Source organism: Pseudomonas sp. GW821-FHT07F01, assembly GCF_059418825.1.
This window is the reverse complement of the sequence record NZ_JBWKQO010000005.1, coordinates 20332-35148: the sequence shown is the minus strand read 5'-3', so window position 1 is coordinate 35148 and position 14817 is coordinate 20332. Positions and strand designations below refer to the sequence as shown.

At 65.6% G+C, this 14817-nt stretch carries 12 protein-coding genes; 5 read left to right on the top strand and 7 right to left on the bottom strand.

The window, feature by feature from the left end; genetic code table 11:
• The first annotated feature begins 30 nt into the window (after nucleotides 1-30).
• The gene (locus AC07R1_RS18370; protein ID WP_011063459.1) at nucleotides 31-252 is read left to right on the top strand and encodes a hypothetical protein; all 222 of its coding nucleotides are present in this window, start codon (nucleotides 31-33) and stop codon (nucleotides 250-252) included.
• A 172-nt stretch (nucleotides 253-424) separates the two neighbouring features.
• Here the strand turns inward: AC07R1_RS18370 and AC07R1_RS18365 are convergent, their stop codons facing one another.
• The 3 genes from AC07R1_RS18365 to AC07R1_RS18355 all read right to left on the bottom strand — a co-directional run bounded on the left by AC07R1_RS18365 (nucleotide 425) and on the right by AC07R1_RS18355 (nucleotide 6209).
• A complete protein-coding gene (locus AC07R1_RS18365) occupies nucleotides 425-3562 on the bottom strand; it encodes a CusA/CzcA family heavy metal efflux RND transporter (protein WP_495110813.1) in 3138 nt (1045 codons plus the stop codon).
• A 26-nt stretch (nucleotides 3563-3588) separates the two neighbouring features.
• On the bottom strand, nucleotides 3589-4758 hold the full coding sequence (locus AC07R1_RS18360) for an efflux RND transporter periplasmic adaptor subunit (protein ID WP_015637025.1): 1170 nt from the start codon (nucleotides 4756-4758) through the stop codon (nucleotides 3589-3591).
• Nucleotides 4759-4958: 200 nt separating this feature from the next.
• The gene (locus tag AC07R1_RS18355) at nucleotides 4959-6209 is read right to left on the bottom strand and encodes a TolC family protein (RefSeq protein WP_495110812.1); all 1251 of its coding nucleotides are present in this window, start codon (nucleotides 6207-6209) and stop codon (nucleotides 4959-4961) included.
• A gap of 386 nt (nucleotides 6210-6595) precedes the next feature.
• Here AC07R1_RS18355 and AC07R1_RS18350 point away from each other — a divergent pair, with 386 nt between their 5' ends.
• Nucleotides 6596-7270 carry a heavy metal response regulator transcription factor gene (locus AC07R1_RS18350; protein ID WP_011063463.1) on the top strand — a complete coding sequence of 225 codons (675 nt, stop codon included), beginning with the start codon at nucleotides 6596-6598 and terminating at the stop codon, nucleotides 7268-7270.
• 57 nt (nucleotides 7271-7327) lie between these two features.
• Here the strand turns inward: AC07R1_RS18350 and AC07R1_RS18345 are convergent, their stop codons facing one another.
• Nucleotides 7328-8224 carry a cation diffusion facilitator family transporter gene (locus tag AC07R1_RS18345; protein ID WP_123431438.1) on the bottom strand — a complete coding sequence of 299 codons (897 nt, stop codon included), beginning with the start codon at nucleotides 8222-8224 and terminating at the stop codon, nucleotides 7328-7330.
• Nucleotides 8225-8472: 248 nt separating this feature from the next.
• On the opposite strand from AC07R1_RS18345, the gene AC07R1_RS18340 reads away from it, so the two are divergent.
• Nucleotides 8473-9843, top strand: coding sequence for a GntT/GntP/DsdX family permease (locus AC07R1_RS18340; protein ID WP_011063465.1), 1371 nt, complete (start codon nucleotides 8473-8475; stop codon nucleotides 9841-9843).
• Nucleotides 9844-9930: 87 nt separating this feature from the next.
• Complete coding sequence (locus AC07R1_RS18335) at nucleotides 9931-10347, top strand: lysozyme inhibitor LprI family protein (RefSeq protein WP_015637031.1); 417 nt, start codon at nucleotides 9931-9933, stop codon at nucleotides 10345-10347.
• 72 nt (nucleotides 10348-10419) lie between these two features.
• On the opposite strand, the gene AC07R1_RS18330 is transcribed toward AC07R1_RS18335, so the two are convergent.
• Together AC07R1_RS18330 and AC07R1_RS18325 are read right to left on the bottom strand one after the other, a co-directional pair.
• Nucleotides 10420-10938, bottom strand: coding sequence for a hypothetical protein (locus AC07R1_RS18330; RefSeq protein ID WP_065365164.1), 519 nt, complete (start codon nucleotides 10936-10938; stop codon nucleotides 10420-10422).
• 168 nt (nucleotides 10939-11106) lie between these two features.
• Nucleotides 11107-12435: an MFS transporter gene (locus AC07R1_RS18325; RefSeq protein WP_053153842.1), complete on the bottom strand. Its 1329-nt coding sequence runs from the start codon at nucleotides 12433-12435 to the stop codon at nucleotides 11107-11109.
• Nucleotides 12436-12610: 175 nt separating this feature from the next.
• Between AC07R1_RS18325 and panB the strand changes: the two genes are divergently transcribed.
• On the top strand, nucleotides 12611-13438 hold the full coding sequence (gene panB, locus AC07R1_RS18320) for a 3-methyl-2-oxobutanoate hydroxymethyltransferase (RefSeq protein WP_011063469.1): 828 nt from the start codon (nucleotides 12611-12613) through the stop codon (nucleotides 13436-13438).
• On the opposite strand, the gene AC07R1_RS18315 is transcribed toward panB, so the two are convergent.
• Nucleotides 13426-14814 carry an aminotransferase-like domain-containing protein gene (locus tag AC07R1_RS18315; RefSeq protein WP_041119892.1) on the bottom strand — a complete coding sequence of 463 codons (1389 nt, stop codon included), beginning with the start codon at nucleotides 14812-14814 and terminating at the stop codon, nucleotides 13426-13428. The two genes, panB and AC07R1_RS18315, sit on opposite strands and share 13 nt — an antisense overlap.
• Nucleotides 14815-14817: the final 3 nt, after the last annotated feature.

The window sequence follows — 14817 nt, the reverse complement described above, 5'->3', positions numbered from 1 at the left end:
CACGGCCGCCCAACGTGTCAGGAGAAGCTCATGCGCCCAACCCAACTGTTATTGATCGGCCTACTGGCCACAACCAGCTCCGCCACCTGGGCCGCTGATGGCAGCGAACGCCCACAGCAGGTCCGCGAAGCTTTCCTGGCCAGCCAGGAACAGATCCACGGCGACGCCAACCAGGAAACAGCCGCCACCGGCAGCACCGGCAAAGCCCCTCGCGATGCTTCTGCGCCTACCACGGCCGAAGAAGACATCTGACAGCGATTGCCTACCGAGCACATTCATCTCTTGAAGCGTTTTTTCTGATGCTCCTTTGGAAAGAGATGAATTTTTAGCGCCCCCTTGGGGCGCTTTTTTTGCCCGAAAATTGCCGCAGGACTGACACCTGTAGCCGCTGCCGCAGGCAGCGGCTACAAGAAGCGGCGCGCGATCAGTCTTCTTCCCTGCGATGCGCCCATTGGTACAGGGCAGGCAGCACCAGCAAGGTGAGGATGGTGGAGGACAGGATGCCGCCAATCACTACCGTGGCCAGGGGCCGTTGCACTTCGGCGCCGGTGCCGGTGGCCAGGGCCATGGGGATGAAGCCCAGGGAGGCCACCAGGGCGGTCATCAGTACCGGGCGCAGTCGGGTCAGGGCGCCTTCATGAATCGCCAGGGACAACGAGCGCCCTTCCTCTCGCAGGTTGCGGATAAAGGCAATCATCACCAGGCCGTTGAGCACGGCGACCCCGGACAAGGCAATGAAGCCCACCCCCGCCGAGATCGACAGCGGTATGTCCCGCAGCCACAGGGCCATGATCCCGCCGGTCAGGGCGAAGGGAATCCCGGTGAACACCAGCAGGCCATCCTTGAGGTTGTTGAACATCATGAACAGCAGCCCGAACACCAGCAGCAAGGCCACCGGCACCACCACCTGCAGGCGCTGGGAGGCTTCCTGCAATTGTTCGAACTGACCGCCCCAGGTGGTCCAGTAGCCGGCCGGGATTTTGACCTTCTCGGCAATCAGGCTTGTGGCCTCTTCGACGAAGGAGCCGATATCCCGCCCGCGCACGTTGGCGCTGACGATCACCAGGCGCTTGCCGTTTTCCCGGCTGACCTGATTGGGGCCCAGCACCAGATCGAGGCTGGCCACTTCCGACAGGGCGATGAAGCCGATCTGCCCGTTGGCCGTGCCCGCCGTCGCCGGTATGGGAATCAGCAGCCGGGACAGGCCGTCGATATCGGTGCGCAGTTGATCGGACAGGCGTACCACCATATCGAAGCGCCGGTCGCCTTCGTACAGGGTGCCGGCCTGGCGCCCGCCCACCGCAACGGCGATGGTGTCTTGCACGTCCCCCACGTTGAGGCCGAAACGCGCGGCCTTGTCGCGGTCGATATTGATGGTCAGCACCGGCAGCCCCGAGGTCTGCTCGACCTTGACTTCCGAGGCGCCAGGCAAGCTCTGCAAGGCCGTGGCAATTTGCGTAGCGGTCTTGTTCAGCACCGCCATGTCATCGCCAAACACCTTCACCGCAACATCGCTGCGCACCCCGGAAATCAGCTCGTTGAAGCGCAGCTGGATCGGCTGCGACAGCTCGTAGGCGCTGCCCGGCACCAGGGCACTGGCACGCTGGATATCAGCGATCAGCGCCTCTCGCGACTTGTTCGGGTCCGGCCACTGGGCCTTGGGCTTGAGCATCAGGTAGCTGTCGGAAATATTCGGCGGCATCGGGTCCGAGGCGATCTCCGCGGTGCCGGTGCGGGCGAACACCCGCTCGATCTCCGGCACTTGCGCCAGCAGGGTTTTCTCCAGGTGCTGCTGCATGTCCACCGACTGAGTGAGGCTGGTGCCGGGCACCCGCAGGGCCTGCTGGGCAAAGTCGCCTTCGCTGAGGCTGGGGATGAATTCACTGCCCATGCGGCTGGCCAGCAGCGCACTGCCAGCGAGGATCAAGCCGGCCAGGGCGAAGGTCAGGCCACGCCGGGCCATCACCCAGTCCAGCACCGGGGCGTAGCCGCGCTTGGCGCTGCGCATCAGCAGGTTTTCCTCTTCCTTGACCTTGCCGGTGACGAACAGCGCGATGGCTGCCGGAACGAAGGTCACCGAGAGAATCATCGCCCCCAGCAACGCCATGACCACAGTGAAGGCCATGGGGTGGAACATTTTCCCGGCCACCCCGGTAAGGGCAAAGATCGGCAGGTACACCACCATGATGATCAACTGGCCGAAGATCAGCGCGCGCCGGGCTTCCTTGGCCGCGGCAAAGACTTCATGCAGGCGTTCGGAGCGGGTCAGCATGCGCCCGTGGTGCTGCTGGGCATGGGCCAGGCGGCGGATGGCGTTCTCGACGATAACCACCGCGCCGTCGACGATGATGCCGAAGTCCAGGGCACCGAGGCTCATCAGGTTGGCGCTGACCTTGTTGCTGAACATGCCGGTGAAGGTGAACAGCATGGACAGCGGGATCACCAGGGCGGTGATCAGCGCCGCGCGGATATTGCCCAGGAACAGGAACAGAATCACGATCACCAGCAGCGCGCCCTCGAAGAGGTTCTTCTTCACCGTGGCGATGGCCTTTTCCACCAGGTTGGTTCGGTCGTACACCGTGACCGCCACCACGCCTTCGGGCAGCGAGCGGTTGATCTCCTCAAGTTTCTTCGCCACCGCCTGGGACACGGTACGGCTGTTCTCGCCGATCAGCATGAACACGGTGCCCAGCACCACTTCCCGGCCATTCTCAGTGGCCGCGCCGGTGCGCAACTCGCGGCCGATCTGCACGTCGGCCACGTTGCGCACGCGGATCGGCGTGCCGTCGCTGCTGCTGATGACGATGTTGGCGATGTCCTCGATGGACGCCAGTTGCCCCGGCGCGCGGATCAGCAACTGCTCGCCGCTGCGCTCGATGTAGCCGGCGCCGACGTTGGCGTTGTTGCGCTCCAGGGCCGTCACCAGGTCGCTCAGGGTCAGCTTGTAGGCCGCCAGGCGCTTGGGGTCCGGGGCAATCTGGTACTCCTTGGCAAAGCCGCCGATGGTGTTGATCTCGGCCACGCCCTGCACGTTGCGCAGTTGCGGCTTGATGATCCAGTCCTGGATCACCCGCAGGTCGGTGGGGGTGTAGGGCGTGCCGTCCTCCTTGCGGGCGCCCTCCTCGGCCTCCACGGTCCACAGGAAGATCTCCCCGAGCCCGGTGGAAATCGGCCCCATCACCGCCTCCACACCATCGGGCAATTGCTCGCGAGCCACTTGCAGGCGCTCGTTGACCAGTTGGCGGGCGAAGAACAGGTCGGTGCCGTCCTTGAAGATCACGGTTACCTGGGACAACCCCGAGCGCGACAGCGACCGGCTCTGCTGCAACCCCGGCAGGCCGGCCATGGCCGTCTCGATGGGAAAGGTGATGCGCTGTTCGGTTTCCAGGGGCGAGAACCCCGGCGCCGCGGAGTTGATCTGCACCTGGACGTTGGTGATGTCCGGCACCGCGTCGATCGGCAGCTTCTGGTAGCTGGCGATGCCGACGCCGGCCATCAGCAGCACCGCCAGCAGGACGATGATGCGCTGCTCGATGGCGAATTGAATGATGCGTTCAAACATGGGAAGTCACTCTCTGATGAGGCCGATCAATGGCCGTGGTCGGCCGCGCCCTTGCCCAGTTCGGACTTGAGGGTAAAGCTGCCGCGGGCGGCTACCTGGGCCCCGGCTTCGAGGCCCTCGCGGATCTCGACAAAACCGTCCTGGCTGGCCCCGGTGACCACAGGCGTGGCCTGGAACCCCTCGGCCACGCGGACGAACACCGAAGGCCGGTCTTCCACGGTCTGGATCGCCGTCTGCGGCACGCTGACCGGTGCGTCGAAGGCTTCGGTGGCCACCTGTACCGAGACGAACAGCCCCGGGCGCCAGGCGTCATTGGGGTTGGCCAGGGTCACCCGCACCGTGGCGGTGCGGGTCTGTTCCCCCAGCAGGCTGCCGACGTAGGCCACCTGGCCCTGGACCTGGGTCCCCAGCTCACTGGAGCTGACCTGCACCGGCTGGCCGACCCGGACCTTGTCCAGGTCCTTGGGAAACACGCCGAAGGTGGCCCAGACCCGGGACAGGTCCGAGAGGGTGAACGCGGCGCTGGTTTCGCCCACCACTTCGCCCACGCTCAGGTGTTTTTCCACCACCACACCGTCGAACGGCGCGCGCATTTCATAGCGGTTGCCGCCCACCAACTGGGCGCTGCCGCTCAGGGCATTCATCTTCTGCCGGGCATTGTTGAGGGCGATTTCCGCCTCTTGCAGGGCCTGGCGTGCCAGCAGGTAATCCTGCTCGGCGGAGATCTGGTCGACCCACAACTGGCGCTCGCGCTGGAAGGTGGTACGGGCCAGTTCCACCCGCCGCCCGGCGGCGGCCAGCTCGCTGCGCTGATCGGAGATCTGCTGGCTGGCGATCACCGCCAGCAGTTCGCCGCGCTTGACCGCCTGGCCGAGGTTGACCTGTACCGACTCCACCACACCGGCGGCCCGGGGCACGATGTGCGAGGTACGGTCCTCGTCGAAGCGGATCTCTCCCGGCAGGCTGAGTACCCGGTTGAGGCGCCGCGGACCGGCTGCGGCCAGCTCGATGCCGGCGGCCTGGATCTGTTCCGGGCTGAGTTCCAGATGGCCCTCGGGCTCCTGGGCGCCGTGCCCGGCCTCCTCGGCCTGGGGCACCGTTGCCGGGCTGGCGAACAGGCCCGGCAGCAGCAAGGCCGCCAGCCCGAGGCCGACCACTGCCGTGCTGGCCAGAACAAGGCTGCGTTTTTTATCCATGGGGACTCCTGAATCGATCGAGGGTCGGTAGCGCCAGGCGCTGCCTTACGGGGTAGAGGGAAACAGCCATTGACCAATGGCCCGATGCAGCTCATGCACGCACCAATGCGCGGGTGGGTCTTCGGGGGCTGTCGGGGGTGCGCCACTGCAGTCGCTCACCAGCAACGCGGCAAGGCACGCCAGGCCCATCAGCCAGGGTTTCACCAACGGCTGAGGTCGCCGTAGATGCGCTCGATCCGTACCCAGGCATCGGTGGTTTGCGCCACCGCGGCGAGGTACTGGGTGCGCGCGCCGATCAGGGTGCGTTGAGCATCGAGAACGTCGAGAAAGCTGAACTTGCCCATCTCGAAGCCCTGGGTGGCGCTGTCCACCGCACGCTGGGCGGCGGGCAGGATGGTCTGGTTGAAGGACTGCACCTCGCCCCGGGCGGTGCTCCACTGTTCCAGGGCCTGGCGGGTTTCGGTACGCAAGCGCAATTCGGTGGCGTTGCGCAGGTCCCGGGCCTGGTCGGCGCGGCGGGCGGCGGACAGCACGTTGCCCTGGTTGCGATTGAACAGCGGCAAAGGCATCGACAGCCCTACCAGGTTGACCCGCTCCCGGGCGCTGGCGTCGTACTGGCTGCCCACGCTGACGTCCAGGTCGGGAATGCGCTGGGCCTTTTCCAGTCCCAGGGACGCCTCGCGCTGCACCACTTCCTGCTCCGCCAGGCGCAGTTCGGTGGTTTCCGGCAGGCGGCCAAGCAACTGTGCCGGGGCCGGCAGCGCCGCCAGTGCCCGGGGCTGCTCCTGCACCCCGGCAAAGTCGCTGGTGGCCGCGCCAGTGACCATGGCCAGGCGTCGGTAGGCATTGTCCTGCTCCATCTGCCCCCGGTTCAGTTCCAGGCGCACCTCGGCCAGTTGCACCTGGGCCCGGGTGGCTTCCACCGGCGAGGCCTTGCCGGCGTTGACCCGGCCCTGGGCTACCGCCACGCCCCGTTCGGCCAGGGCCAGGGAGCGCCCGGCCAGTTGGGTGCGTTCCTGGGCCCGCAGCGCCGTGTAATAGGCATCCAGAACATCCGCACGCAACTGATTGCGACGCCGCTCCAGCTCCAGGGCCGCCAGTTCCTGACCGCGACTGGCCACGTCGATCCGTGCTCCGCGCTTGCCCCCCAGCTCCAGGGCCTGGCTGAGCTTGACCGAAGTGGTGCGCGAATCCCGGCGGGTGTCCTCGGCGTCCACCGACAGCACCGGGTTGGGGATGAGCCCGGCCTGCTGGCGGGCGCCCTGGGCGATGTCGATCTCCCAGCGTGCGGCGGCCAGTTCAGGGTTGTTGGCAAAGGCTCGGGCCAGGGCGCTGTCCAGGCTCAACAGCGGTTGCTCGACGGCGCTTGCAGATTGGCTCGCCAGGGCCAGCAACAGGGTCAGGACGCAGGTGCGTGCTGCCCGGGCAGATATTCTCGGGAAAGTCGGCATAACAAGTTCCGGCCCCTATGGAGGCAAAGTGTCTGCGAAGTTGCAGCGCACCATATCGACGCTTATCCACAGGAGTTCCGGCCGATATGAAACTGCAGCAGTTCGCCCATTGACAGGGAGAGTTTCAAGTTCGGCCAACTGTAACTTTCAGTGCTTATCAGCAGGGTGGCGCAAAGATTACAAATCCGTTAGCAAAGGCTCTGGCTCAAGGTTCTGTATTAACATCCGGCTATTCGAAGTGAACATCAAGAGCACTTTTCAAGTGCCAGCAAGCGAACTTTAAAGAACACGAATACGGCACGGGGCCGCACAACTTTCGAGCATTGGCCCGCTGATTACTCGCGTCTTTTCGTTACTGTCCCCCACCTGCCGAGAACCTCATTTTCATGCGTATTCTGGTCATCGAAGACGAACCCAAGACCGCTGACTACCTGCATCAGGGGCTGACTGAAAGTGGCTACGTGGTGGATTGCGCCAACAACGGCGCGGACGGCCTGCACCTGACTCGCCAGCATGCGTACGACCTGGTGATCCTCGACATCAACCTGCCGCACATCGACGGCTGGGGCGTGCTCGGGCAGATCCGCCAGGACAGCAGCACCCGGGTGATGATGCTCACCGCCCAGGGCCGGCTGGCGGACAAGATCCGTGGCCTGGACCTGGGCGCCGACGATTACCTGGTCAAGCCGTTCCAGTTTCCGGAATTGCTGGCCCGGGTCCGCACCCTGATGCGCCGCAGCGAACAGGCGCCGGTGCCGGATGTGCTGCGGGTCGCCGACCTGGAGCTGGACCAGGGCCGGCACCGGGCCTTTCGCGGCAAGCAGCGCATCGACCTGACCACCAAGGAGTTCGCCCTGCTGCACCTGCTGATGCGCCAGAGCGGCGTGGTGCTGTCGCGGACCCAGATCATTTCCTTTGTCTGGGACATGAATTTCGACTGTGACACCAATGTGGTGGAAGTCTCGATCCGCCGCCTGCGGGCGAAGATCGACGACCCTTTCGAACGCAAACTGATCCACACCCTGCGCGGTGTGGGTTATGTCCTTGAAGAACGCGACTGAGGCACGGCCGTGTTCGCCGGCAAGCCGGCTCCTGCACAAGACGCAAGCGCGGCTCCCTCAATGTTCATGCACCTGCTCATGAAACCCTGCCTGCTCCACCTGCAAGGTGACGTGGGCAATGTCGAAGCGCTCCTGTAGCAGCTCGGTGACCTCGGCCAGGATCGCCTGTTCATCCCACCCTTGCAGGTGCGCCACCAGATGCGCGCTAAGCACGTTCTTGCCGCTGGTCAGGGCCCAGATATGCAGGTCGTGCACGTCGCTGATCCCCGGCACCTGGCGTATGGCCTGCTCCACCTGGTCGATGTCGACCCCGTCCGGCACCCCTTGCAGCAGCACGTTCATGCTCTCCTTGAGCAGGGTCCAGGTCCGAGGCAACACCCACAGGCCGATGGCCGCGGCCACCAGGGAATCGACCCAGCCCCAACCGGTGAACATGATCACCAGCGCGGCGATGATCACCCCCAGTGAACCGAGCATGTCGCTCCATACCTCCAGGTATGCACCCTTGACGTTGAGGCTCTGGCTGCTGCCGGAGGCCAGCAGGCCCATGGAGATCAGGTTGACGATCAGCCCCAGCACCGCGATCACCAGCATTCCCGTGGACTGGATCTCGGCCGGTGCCTGCAGGCGTTGCCAGGCCTCGAACAGAATGTAGAACGCCACCACGAACAGCAGCAGGGCGTTGAACGCCGCGGCGAGGATCTCGAAGCGCGCATAACCGAAAGTACGCTTGCGGTCCGCCGGGCGCTTGGCGACCTGGATCGCCACCAGGGAGATGGCCAGCGCCAGGGTATCGGTGAGCATGTGCGCGGCATCCGACAGCAGCGCCAGGCTGCCGGTGACAAAGGCCCCGATGACCTCGGCGAGCATGAAGCTGCCGGTCAGCCCCAGGGCCATCCACAACTTGCGTTCATGCCCGGCCCGTACCTGGCCGTGACTGTGTCCTGCGCCCATGAAAGATCCTCGGTTGGCTGGTAAAGCGTGGCCCTGATGATAGTTCGATTGGCCAGGTGCCCAGGGCTGGATAAGCGAATTGTCATCTGCCGGTTATCCGCCGGTTATCCAGGGCAGGCCCATAGTTAGCCGGCTAACGAATGCACCAAAAGTGCGCATAAGCCCTCTGCGGCGGGCGCCTCGGGTATGCTCCCAAAAAAGTGAAACAAAACGTAACAGATAAAAATAGCCGATTGAGGAGTCCCGCCTTGGATGTATCGACTGCCGCCTGGATGGTCCACGACACCCGCCTGATCATCTGCTGCCTGGTGGCCATCGCCAGCATCATTGTGCTGATCAGCGCCACCAAACTGCCGCCGTTCCTGTCGATCCTGATCGGCACCTTCATTGCCGGGGTGGGCGCAGGCCTGCCGCCGGAGGAAGTGGCCAAGGCCTTCAGCAAGGGCGCCGGGGCGATTCTCGGCGAGGCCGGGATCATCATTGCCCTGGGCTCGATGCTCGGCGCATTGATGGCCGAGTCCGGCGCCGCCGACCGCATCGCCTCGACCTTGCTGGGCCTGGGCAAGGGCAAGTCGCTGCCCTGGGTCATGGCCCTGGTGGCGATGGTCATCGGCCTGCCGCTGTTCTTCGAAGTGGGGCTGGTGATGATGGTGCCGATCATTTTCGTCATGGCCCGCCGCTCGGGCCTGCCGCTGCTGAAAATCGCCATTCCGGCCCTGGCCGGGATGACCACCCTGCACGCGCTCATGCCCCCGCACCCGGGCCCGCTGATTGCCGTCAGCGCCCTGCACGCCGACCTCGGCCTGACCATGCTGCTGGGCTTGTGCCTGGCCGTGCCGGCGGTGATCCTGGCCGGCCCGCTGTATGGCAACTGGTTGTCCAAGCGCCTGCAGGTCAGCGAACCGGCGGAGCTCGGCGCGCTGTTCAGTGCTGCACCCAAGGCCCCGCGCCAGCCGGGCTTCGGCGTGTCGCTGCTGATCATTGTGCTGCCGGTGCTGCTGATGCTCGGCAGCACCCTGGCCAAGGTCGCCATGAGCCCGGAGAACACCCTGGCCCTGACCCTGAAGTTTCTCGGCGAACCCCTGATCGCCCTGGGCCTGGCGGTGATCGCCGCGGTGATCTGCCTGGGCTGGGCCAACGGCATGGCCCGGGACCAGGTCGGCAACACCCTGCGCAAAAGCCTGGCACCGATTGCCGTGCTGCTGCTGACCATTGGCGCCGGCGGCGGGCTCAAACAGACGCTGCTGGATGCCGGGGTCAGCCAGACCATCAGCAAGGTGGCCGAAGGCGCGCACCTGCCCTATATCCTCCTGGCGTGGCTGATCGCCGTGGCCCTGCGCCAGGCCACCGGCTCGGCTACCGTGGCCACCACCACGACCGCCGGCATCCTGGCGCCGATGATGGCCGGTCTGGCCGCCACCCAAAGCTCCCTGGTGGCGCTGGCCATCGGCGCCGGCTCGGTGTTCTTCTGCCACGTGAACGACGCCGGGTTCTGGATGGTGCGCGAGTATTTCGGCCTGCAACTCAAGCAGACACTCTGGGTCTGGTCGGTGCTGCAGACCATTGTTTCCGTGGTCGGGCTGGTGGGGACGCTGCTGCTCTGGCACTGGCTGCAATAACCGCTGGCCGTGGTGGGCAGGCCAGCCCTTCTGCATTGGGAACAGCGCTGTAGAATGCCCGCTTCATTCTCAGCGCAAGGGACCGACATGCCTTATCAGCCCTGGATCTTTGGCCTCGTCATCGCCGTAATTGCAGGCGCCGCTGGTTGGGCGCCTGCCCAGGCCGCAGCGCTGGATTGCGAGCACATCAGCGTCAGCGAACAGGTCGACCGCTGCGCCCAGCAGGACAAGGAGCGGGCCGACGCCGCACTCAACCAGAGCTATCAGGCGCTGCTGGTCCGGGTGCACAACCTGTACCCCAGCAGCCTGCTGCAAGAACAGGAATACCTCGGCAAATTGAAGAACGCCCAACGCGCCTGGATCAAATACCGCGACAGCACCTGCGTGCTGGAGGCCTTCGAAGTGGAACCGGGCAAGCCGGCCCATGTGACCCTGATCAACCTCTGCGTGACCCGCCTGAGCACCGAACGCACCCGCTATCTGGAACAACTGCTGCCCGAATGACAGCAGGCCCGGGGGCCTCTTCGCCGGCAAGCCGGAGCACCTGCAGGAACGGGCTTGCCCGCGAAAGCGGCCTCAGGAGCCCGCTCGCGGCCAGAACGGTCGATGCCCCGAGCCATGCAGCAGTCCGCAGATCAGGCTGACGAGCCAGGCAAAGCCCAGCATGCCAACACACGAGTCGCCCTGGCGCAGGCGCTGCTGGCACTCTGCGGCGCTGGAACACAGGGCGCTGCACCCGGGTTGATCGTCGCGGCGACAACTGAGCAGGTACCCCCGCAGGTGGCTGAGTACCAGGGTCTGCCCCGGCAGTTGAGCGAGTGGCAGCTGGAGCCGGGTCAGTTCGCGGTTCAGGCGCAAGCGCTGGCGCTCCCCGGTGTCGAGTTCCTCCACCAGCAGCGCCCCGGCCTCCACTGCGATCACCCGGGCGCGCAAGCTGTCGGGGCTGGCGCCCTCCAGGCCGTAGTCCAGTTGCGTGCAGGTCCAGGCCTGGATCAGGGCAAACACCAACCCCAGCACGAAGCTCATCAGCGCCACTTGTAACAGTGGCGCCAAGGCGGAGAAATTTCGCAAGGAACACAGCGTCGAACGAATCAAGACAGCTCCCGGAAACCCAAGCGCAGGCCGCGCGTTCCGGGAGATTAGCGGGAAAAAACCGGGGGCTGAAAGCCCTTTTCCAGCCCGGTTTCACGCGGGATCAAGAGGCGTTTTGGTGAAGGCTCTAGCTCGCCGCTTCGCTGAATCACAGCAGGCCGAAGAAAAGTCCTAGCGTTGGTCAGCCATGCAGCTTTCTCTCGCTGCCGCAGGCCCTTCCTCACCCACACGGCCGCCGAAGTAAGCGGCGCTGACGACTCCCACCGCTCCCATCACTGCGCAGTAGATCACGCAGATCCAGGGGCTCCAGGGCATCAGGGCGATCAGCAGCAACGGCGTGGTACTGGCCCAGAGGGCATAGGCGATGTTGTAGGTGAAGGAGATCCCCGACACGCGAATCCGCGCCGGAAACAGGCCCACCATCACCGACGGCACCGCCCCCACCACGCCGCAGCCCAGGCCGGCGATGGCATAGGCCAGGCCGATCCAGGCGCCGCCGCTGATCAGGCAGCCATAGAGCACGGCGATGCCCAGTGGCAGCAGCAGGCTATAGAGCATCACCGTGCGCCAGGCGCCGAGGCGGTCGACGACCAGCCCCGCCAGCACGCAACCAATGTTCAGAAAGACAATCCCTAGGCTGCTCAGGGCAAAAGTGTGGCTGGCGCTCATGCCGAAGCTTTTTTGCATCATGGTCGGGGTGATGACCACGAACACCACCACCGCCGAGGTCAGCACGCAAGTGAGGATCAGCGCCGGCAGGATCGCCAGCCGGTGTTCCCGCAACACGGTGCGCAGGGGCAGTTCGGCGGCGGCATCGCGCTGGTGCTGCAGCGCCACGAACACCGGAGTTTCGCTCAACCAGCGGCGCAGCCAGACGCCGATCACGCCGAACACGCCGCCCAGCAGGAAGGGATAGCGCCAGGCGTGGTCGAGGATTTCCTCGGGGCTGAAGACCCGCGCCAGCAGGGTCGCGGTCAGGGCGCCCAGCAGGTAGCCGAAGGTCAGCCCGGCCTGGAGAAAGCCCAGGGCATAACCGCGATGGGCCCGCGGCGCGTGCTCGGCGACGAATACCCAGGCGCTGGGCACTTCACCGCCCACGGCGGCACCTTGCAGCACCCGCAGCGCCAGCAGCAGCAAGGGCGCGAAATAACCGATCTGGGCATAGGTCGGCATGATGCCGATCAGCAGGCAAGGCAGCGCCATCATCAGGATGCTCAGGCTGAAGACTTTCTTGCGCCCCAGGCGGTCGGCGAAATGGGCCATGAGGATGCCGCCCAGGGGCCGGGCCAGGTAGCCGGTGACGAAGATCCCGAAGCTCTGCAGCAGGCGCAGCCACTCGGGCATTTCCGGGGGAAAGAACAGCTGGCTCAGGGTCAGGGCGAAAAATACGAAGATGATGAAGTCGTAGATTTCCAGGGCACCGCCCAGGGCGGCCAGGCCCAGGGTCTTGTAGTCGGAGCGGGAAAAGCGCGCCGGCGACGACTCAGTGGAAGGGGTCATAAAGCAACTCGATGGCAGCACAAAGCAAAGGCGCTCATGGTCTACGCAAAAGATCCGGGGAACAACCCGTTCCCGGCCCTGGGTTGGTTTTCCGGGGTTTTCTGTACCTTGAACGGCCGCGCGCCAGGCCAATAATCGGGCACTTTCCCACCCAAGCAGAATCAGGAAAGTCGTCATGAGCAGCCATACCCGCACCCAGCGCCTGAGCGTCCCGCAACTGGTGGCCATGAAAGGCCGGCAGAAGATCGTTTCCCTCACCGCCTATACCAGCCACATGGCGCGGCTGATGGACCCCTTCGTGGATTTCATCCTGATCGGTGATTCCACCGCCATGGTCGGTTACGGGCGCACCTCGACCCTGGACATGAGCCTGGCGGAAATCATCGCCCACACCCGCGCGGTGGTGGCCGGCAGCCGCCTGGCCTGCGTGATTGCCGACATGCCCTTCGGCAGCTACCAGGAATCCCCGCAACAGGCCTACCGCAATTGCGCCGAGGTGATGGCCCGCACCGGTTGCGCCGCCCTCAAGCTGGAGGGCGGCCGGGCCCTGGCGCCCACCGTGGAGTTCCTGGTGCAGCGGGGCATTCCGGTGATGGCGCATATCGGCCTGATGCCGCAGTTCGTCAACCAGATGGGCGGGTTCAAGGCCCAGGGGCTCGACAGCGAGGCGGCCCGCAAGATCGAGGAAGATGCCCGGGCCCACCTCGAGGCCGGCGCCTTCAGCCTGTTGCTGGAAGGGGTTGCGGAGCCCCTGGCGCGGCGCATCAGCGACTTCTCGCCGATGCCGACCATTGGCATCGGCGCCTCCCCGGCCTGCGACGGCCAGGTACTGGTGACCGAGGACCTGCTGGGGCTGGGCGGGCCCCAGGTGCCGCGTTTCGTCAAGCAATACGCCGATGCCGGCGCCCTGATCAGCCAGGCCTGCGAACGCTTCGCCGCAGAGGTTCGGGAGCAGGCCTTTCCGCAGTTGCAGCATTGTTATGGGGTGGTTCAGGAAGCCTGACTCACCGCCCGCGCCAACTGCCCGAGGGCGCCCTGGATATCCTTGCTCCAGTCCAGGGTGAAGCTCAGGCGCAGGTGCTGCTGCCACAAGCCCTGCTGGCTGAAGATCGCCCCCGGGGCGATGACGATGCCGTCGGCCAGCAGGCGCTCGTAGACCCGGGTCATAGGCACCGGGCGCCTGGCTTCGACCCACAAGGTCGCGCCGCCGGCGGCAAGCGGCGCATGCAACAGCCCACCGGCCTGCTCGTCCAGCAGTTGCTGCAACTGCTTCATCCGCTGTTGCAGCATGCCCCGCAGTTTCAGTACGTGCTGGTCTACGCGACCGGAACTCAAGAGCCGGGCCACGGCCTTCTGGCGGATCGGCGACAGACGAAAGCGCCGCTCCAGGCACTGGCGCTGCAAGGCCGGGCCCAGGCTGCGGCTCAGCACGTAGCTCAAGGGCGCCTCGGCGCCGATGGCCTTGTCCAGGCTGGCGAACACCAGCAGGCGCTCGGGGTCGGCGAAATCCCGATAGCGAGCAGCGCCGGGCACGAAGCTGAATGCTCCGTAGCTGTCGTTCTCCAGCAGCCAGATCCCCCGCTCGGCGAACCAGCGGCACAGCTGCTGCTTGTCGGCGGCGGGCATCAGGCTGCCGTGTGGGATGTTCACCGTCGAGGAGAACACCGCCAGGCGCACCGGCTCGCGCTGAAGCAGCGCTTGCACCTGCTGCAGATCGAAGCGCCCGCCGGCATCCAGGGGCAGCTCGATAATCCGCAGGCGCGCCGCCCGCAACTGGCGCAGGATCGCCCAGGAACACGGGGACTCCACCAGCACCACGCCGCCGTCCAGGTCCAGCGCCCGCAACGCCAACTCCACCACGCTGTGCAGATCGGCCCCCAGGAACACCTGGTCGGCCTGCCAGTAATCGCGGCTGGAGCAGGTGTAGCGCCGGGCCAGTTCGCTGCGCAGTTCCTGCTCGCCCAGGGGCTGGTACAGCGGTGCCTGGTTGCGCGGGTACTGGCGGGCCAGTTCGCGCTCGGTCATCAGCAAGGGTTGCTCCAGCGACAGCAGCATCGCCGGCGCATCGCTGCACAGCGCCAGGCGCCCCGGCAGGCGGGCCTGGGCATAGAGGTTGTCGAGCAGATCCTCACCGGCCTCGGGCACGGTCGCGGCGGCCAGGGCCCGGGTGAAATAGCCCTGGCGCGGCCGCGAACAGATGCGCCCCTCGTCTTCCAGCAGAGCGTAGGCGTACTTGATGGTGGACAGGGAAACCTTCAGCCGCTGCGCCAGTTCGCGCAATGACGGCAGGCGTTGCTCCTGATCGCTGGCGGCGTTGTCGATCCACTGCGACAGGTAGCGGTAGACCGCCTGATAGGCGAAAGACGGGTGGCGCTGCACCGC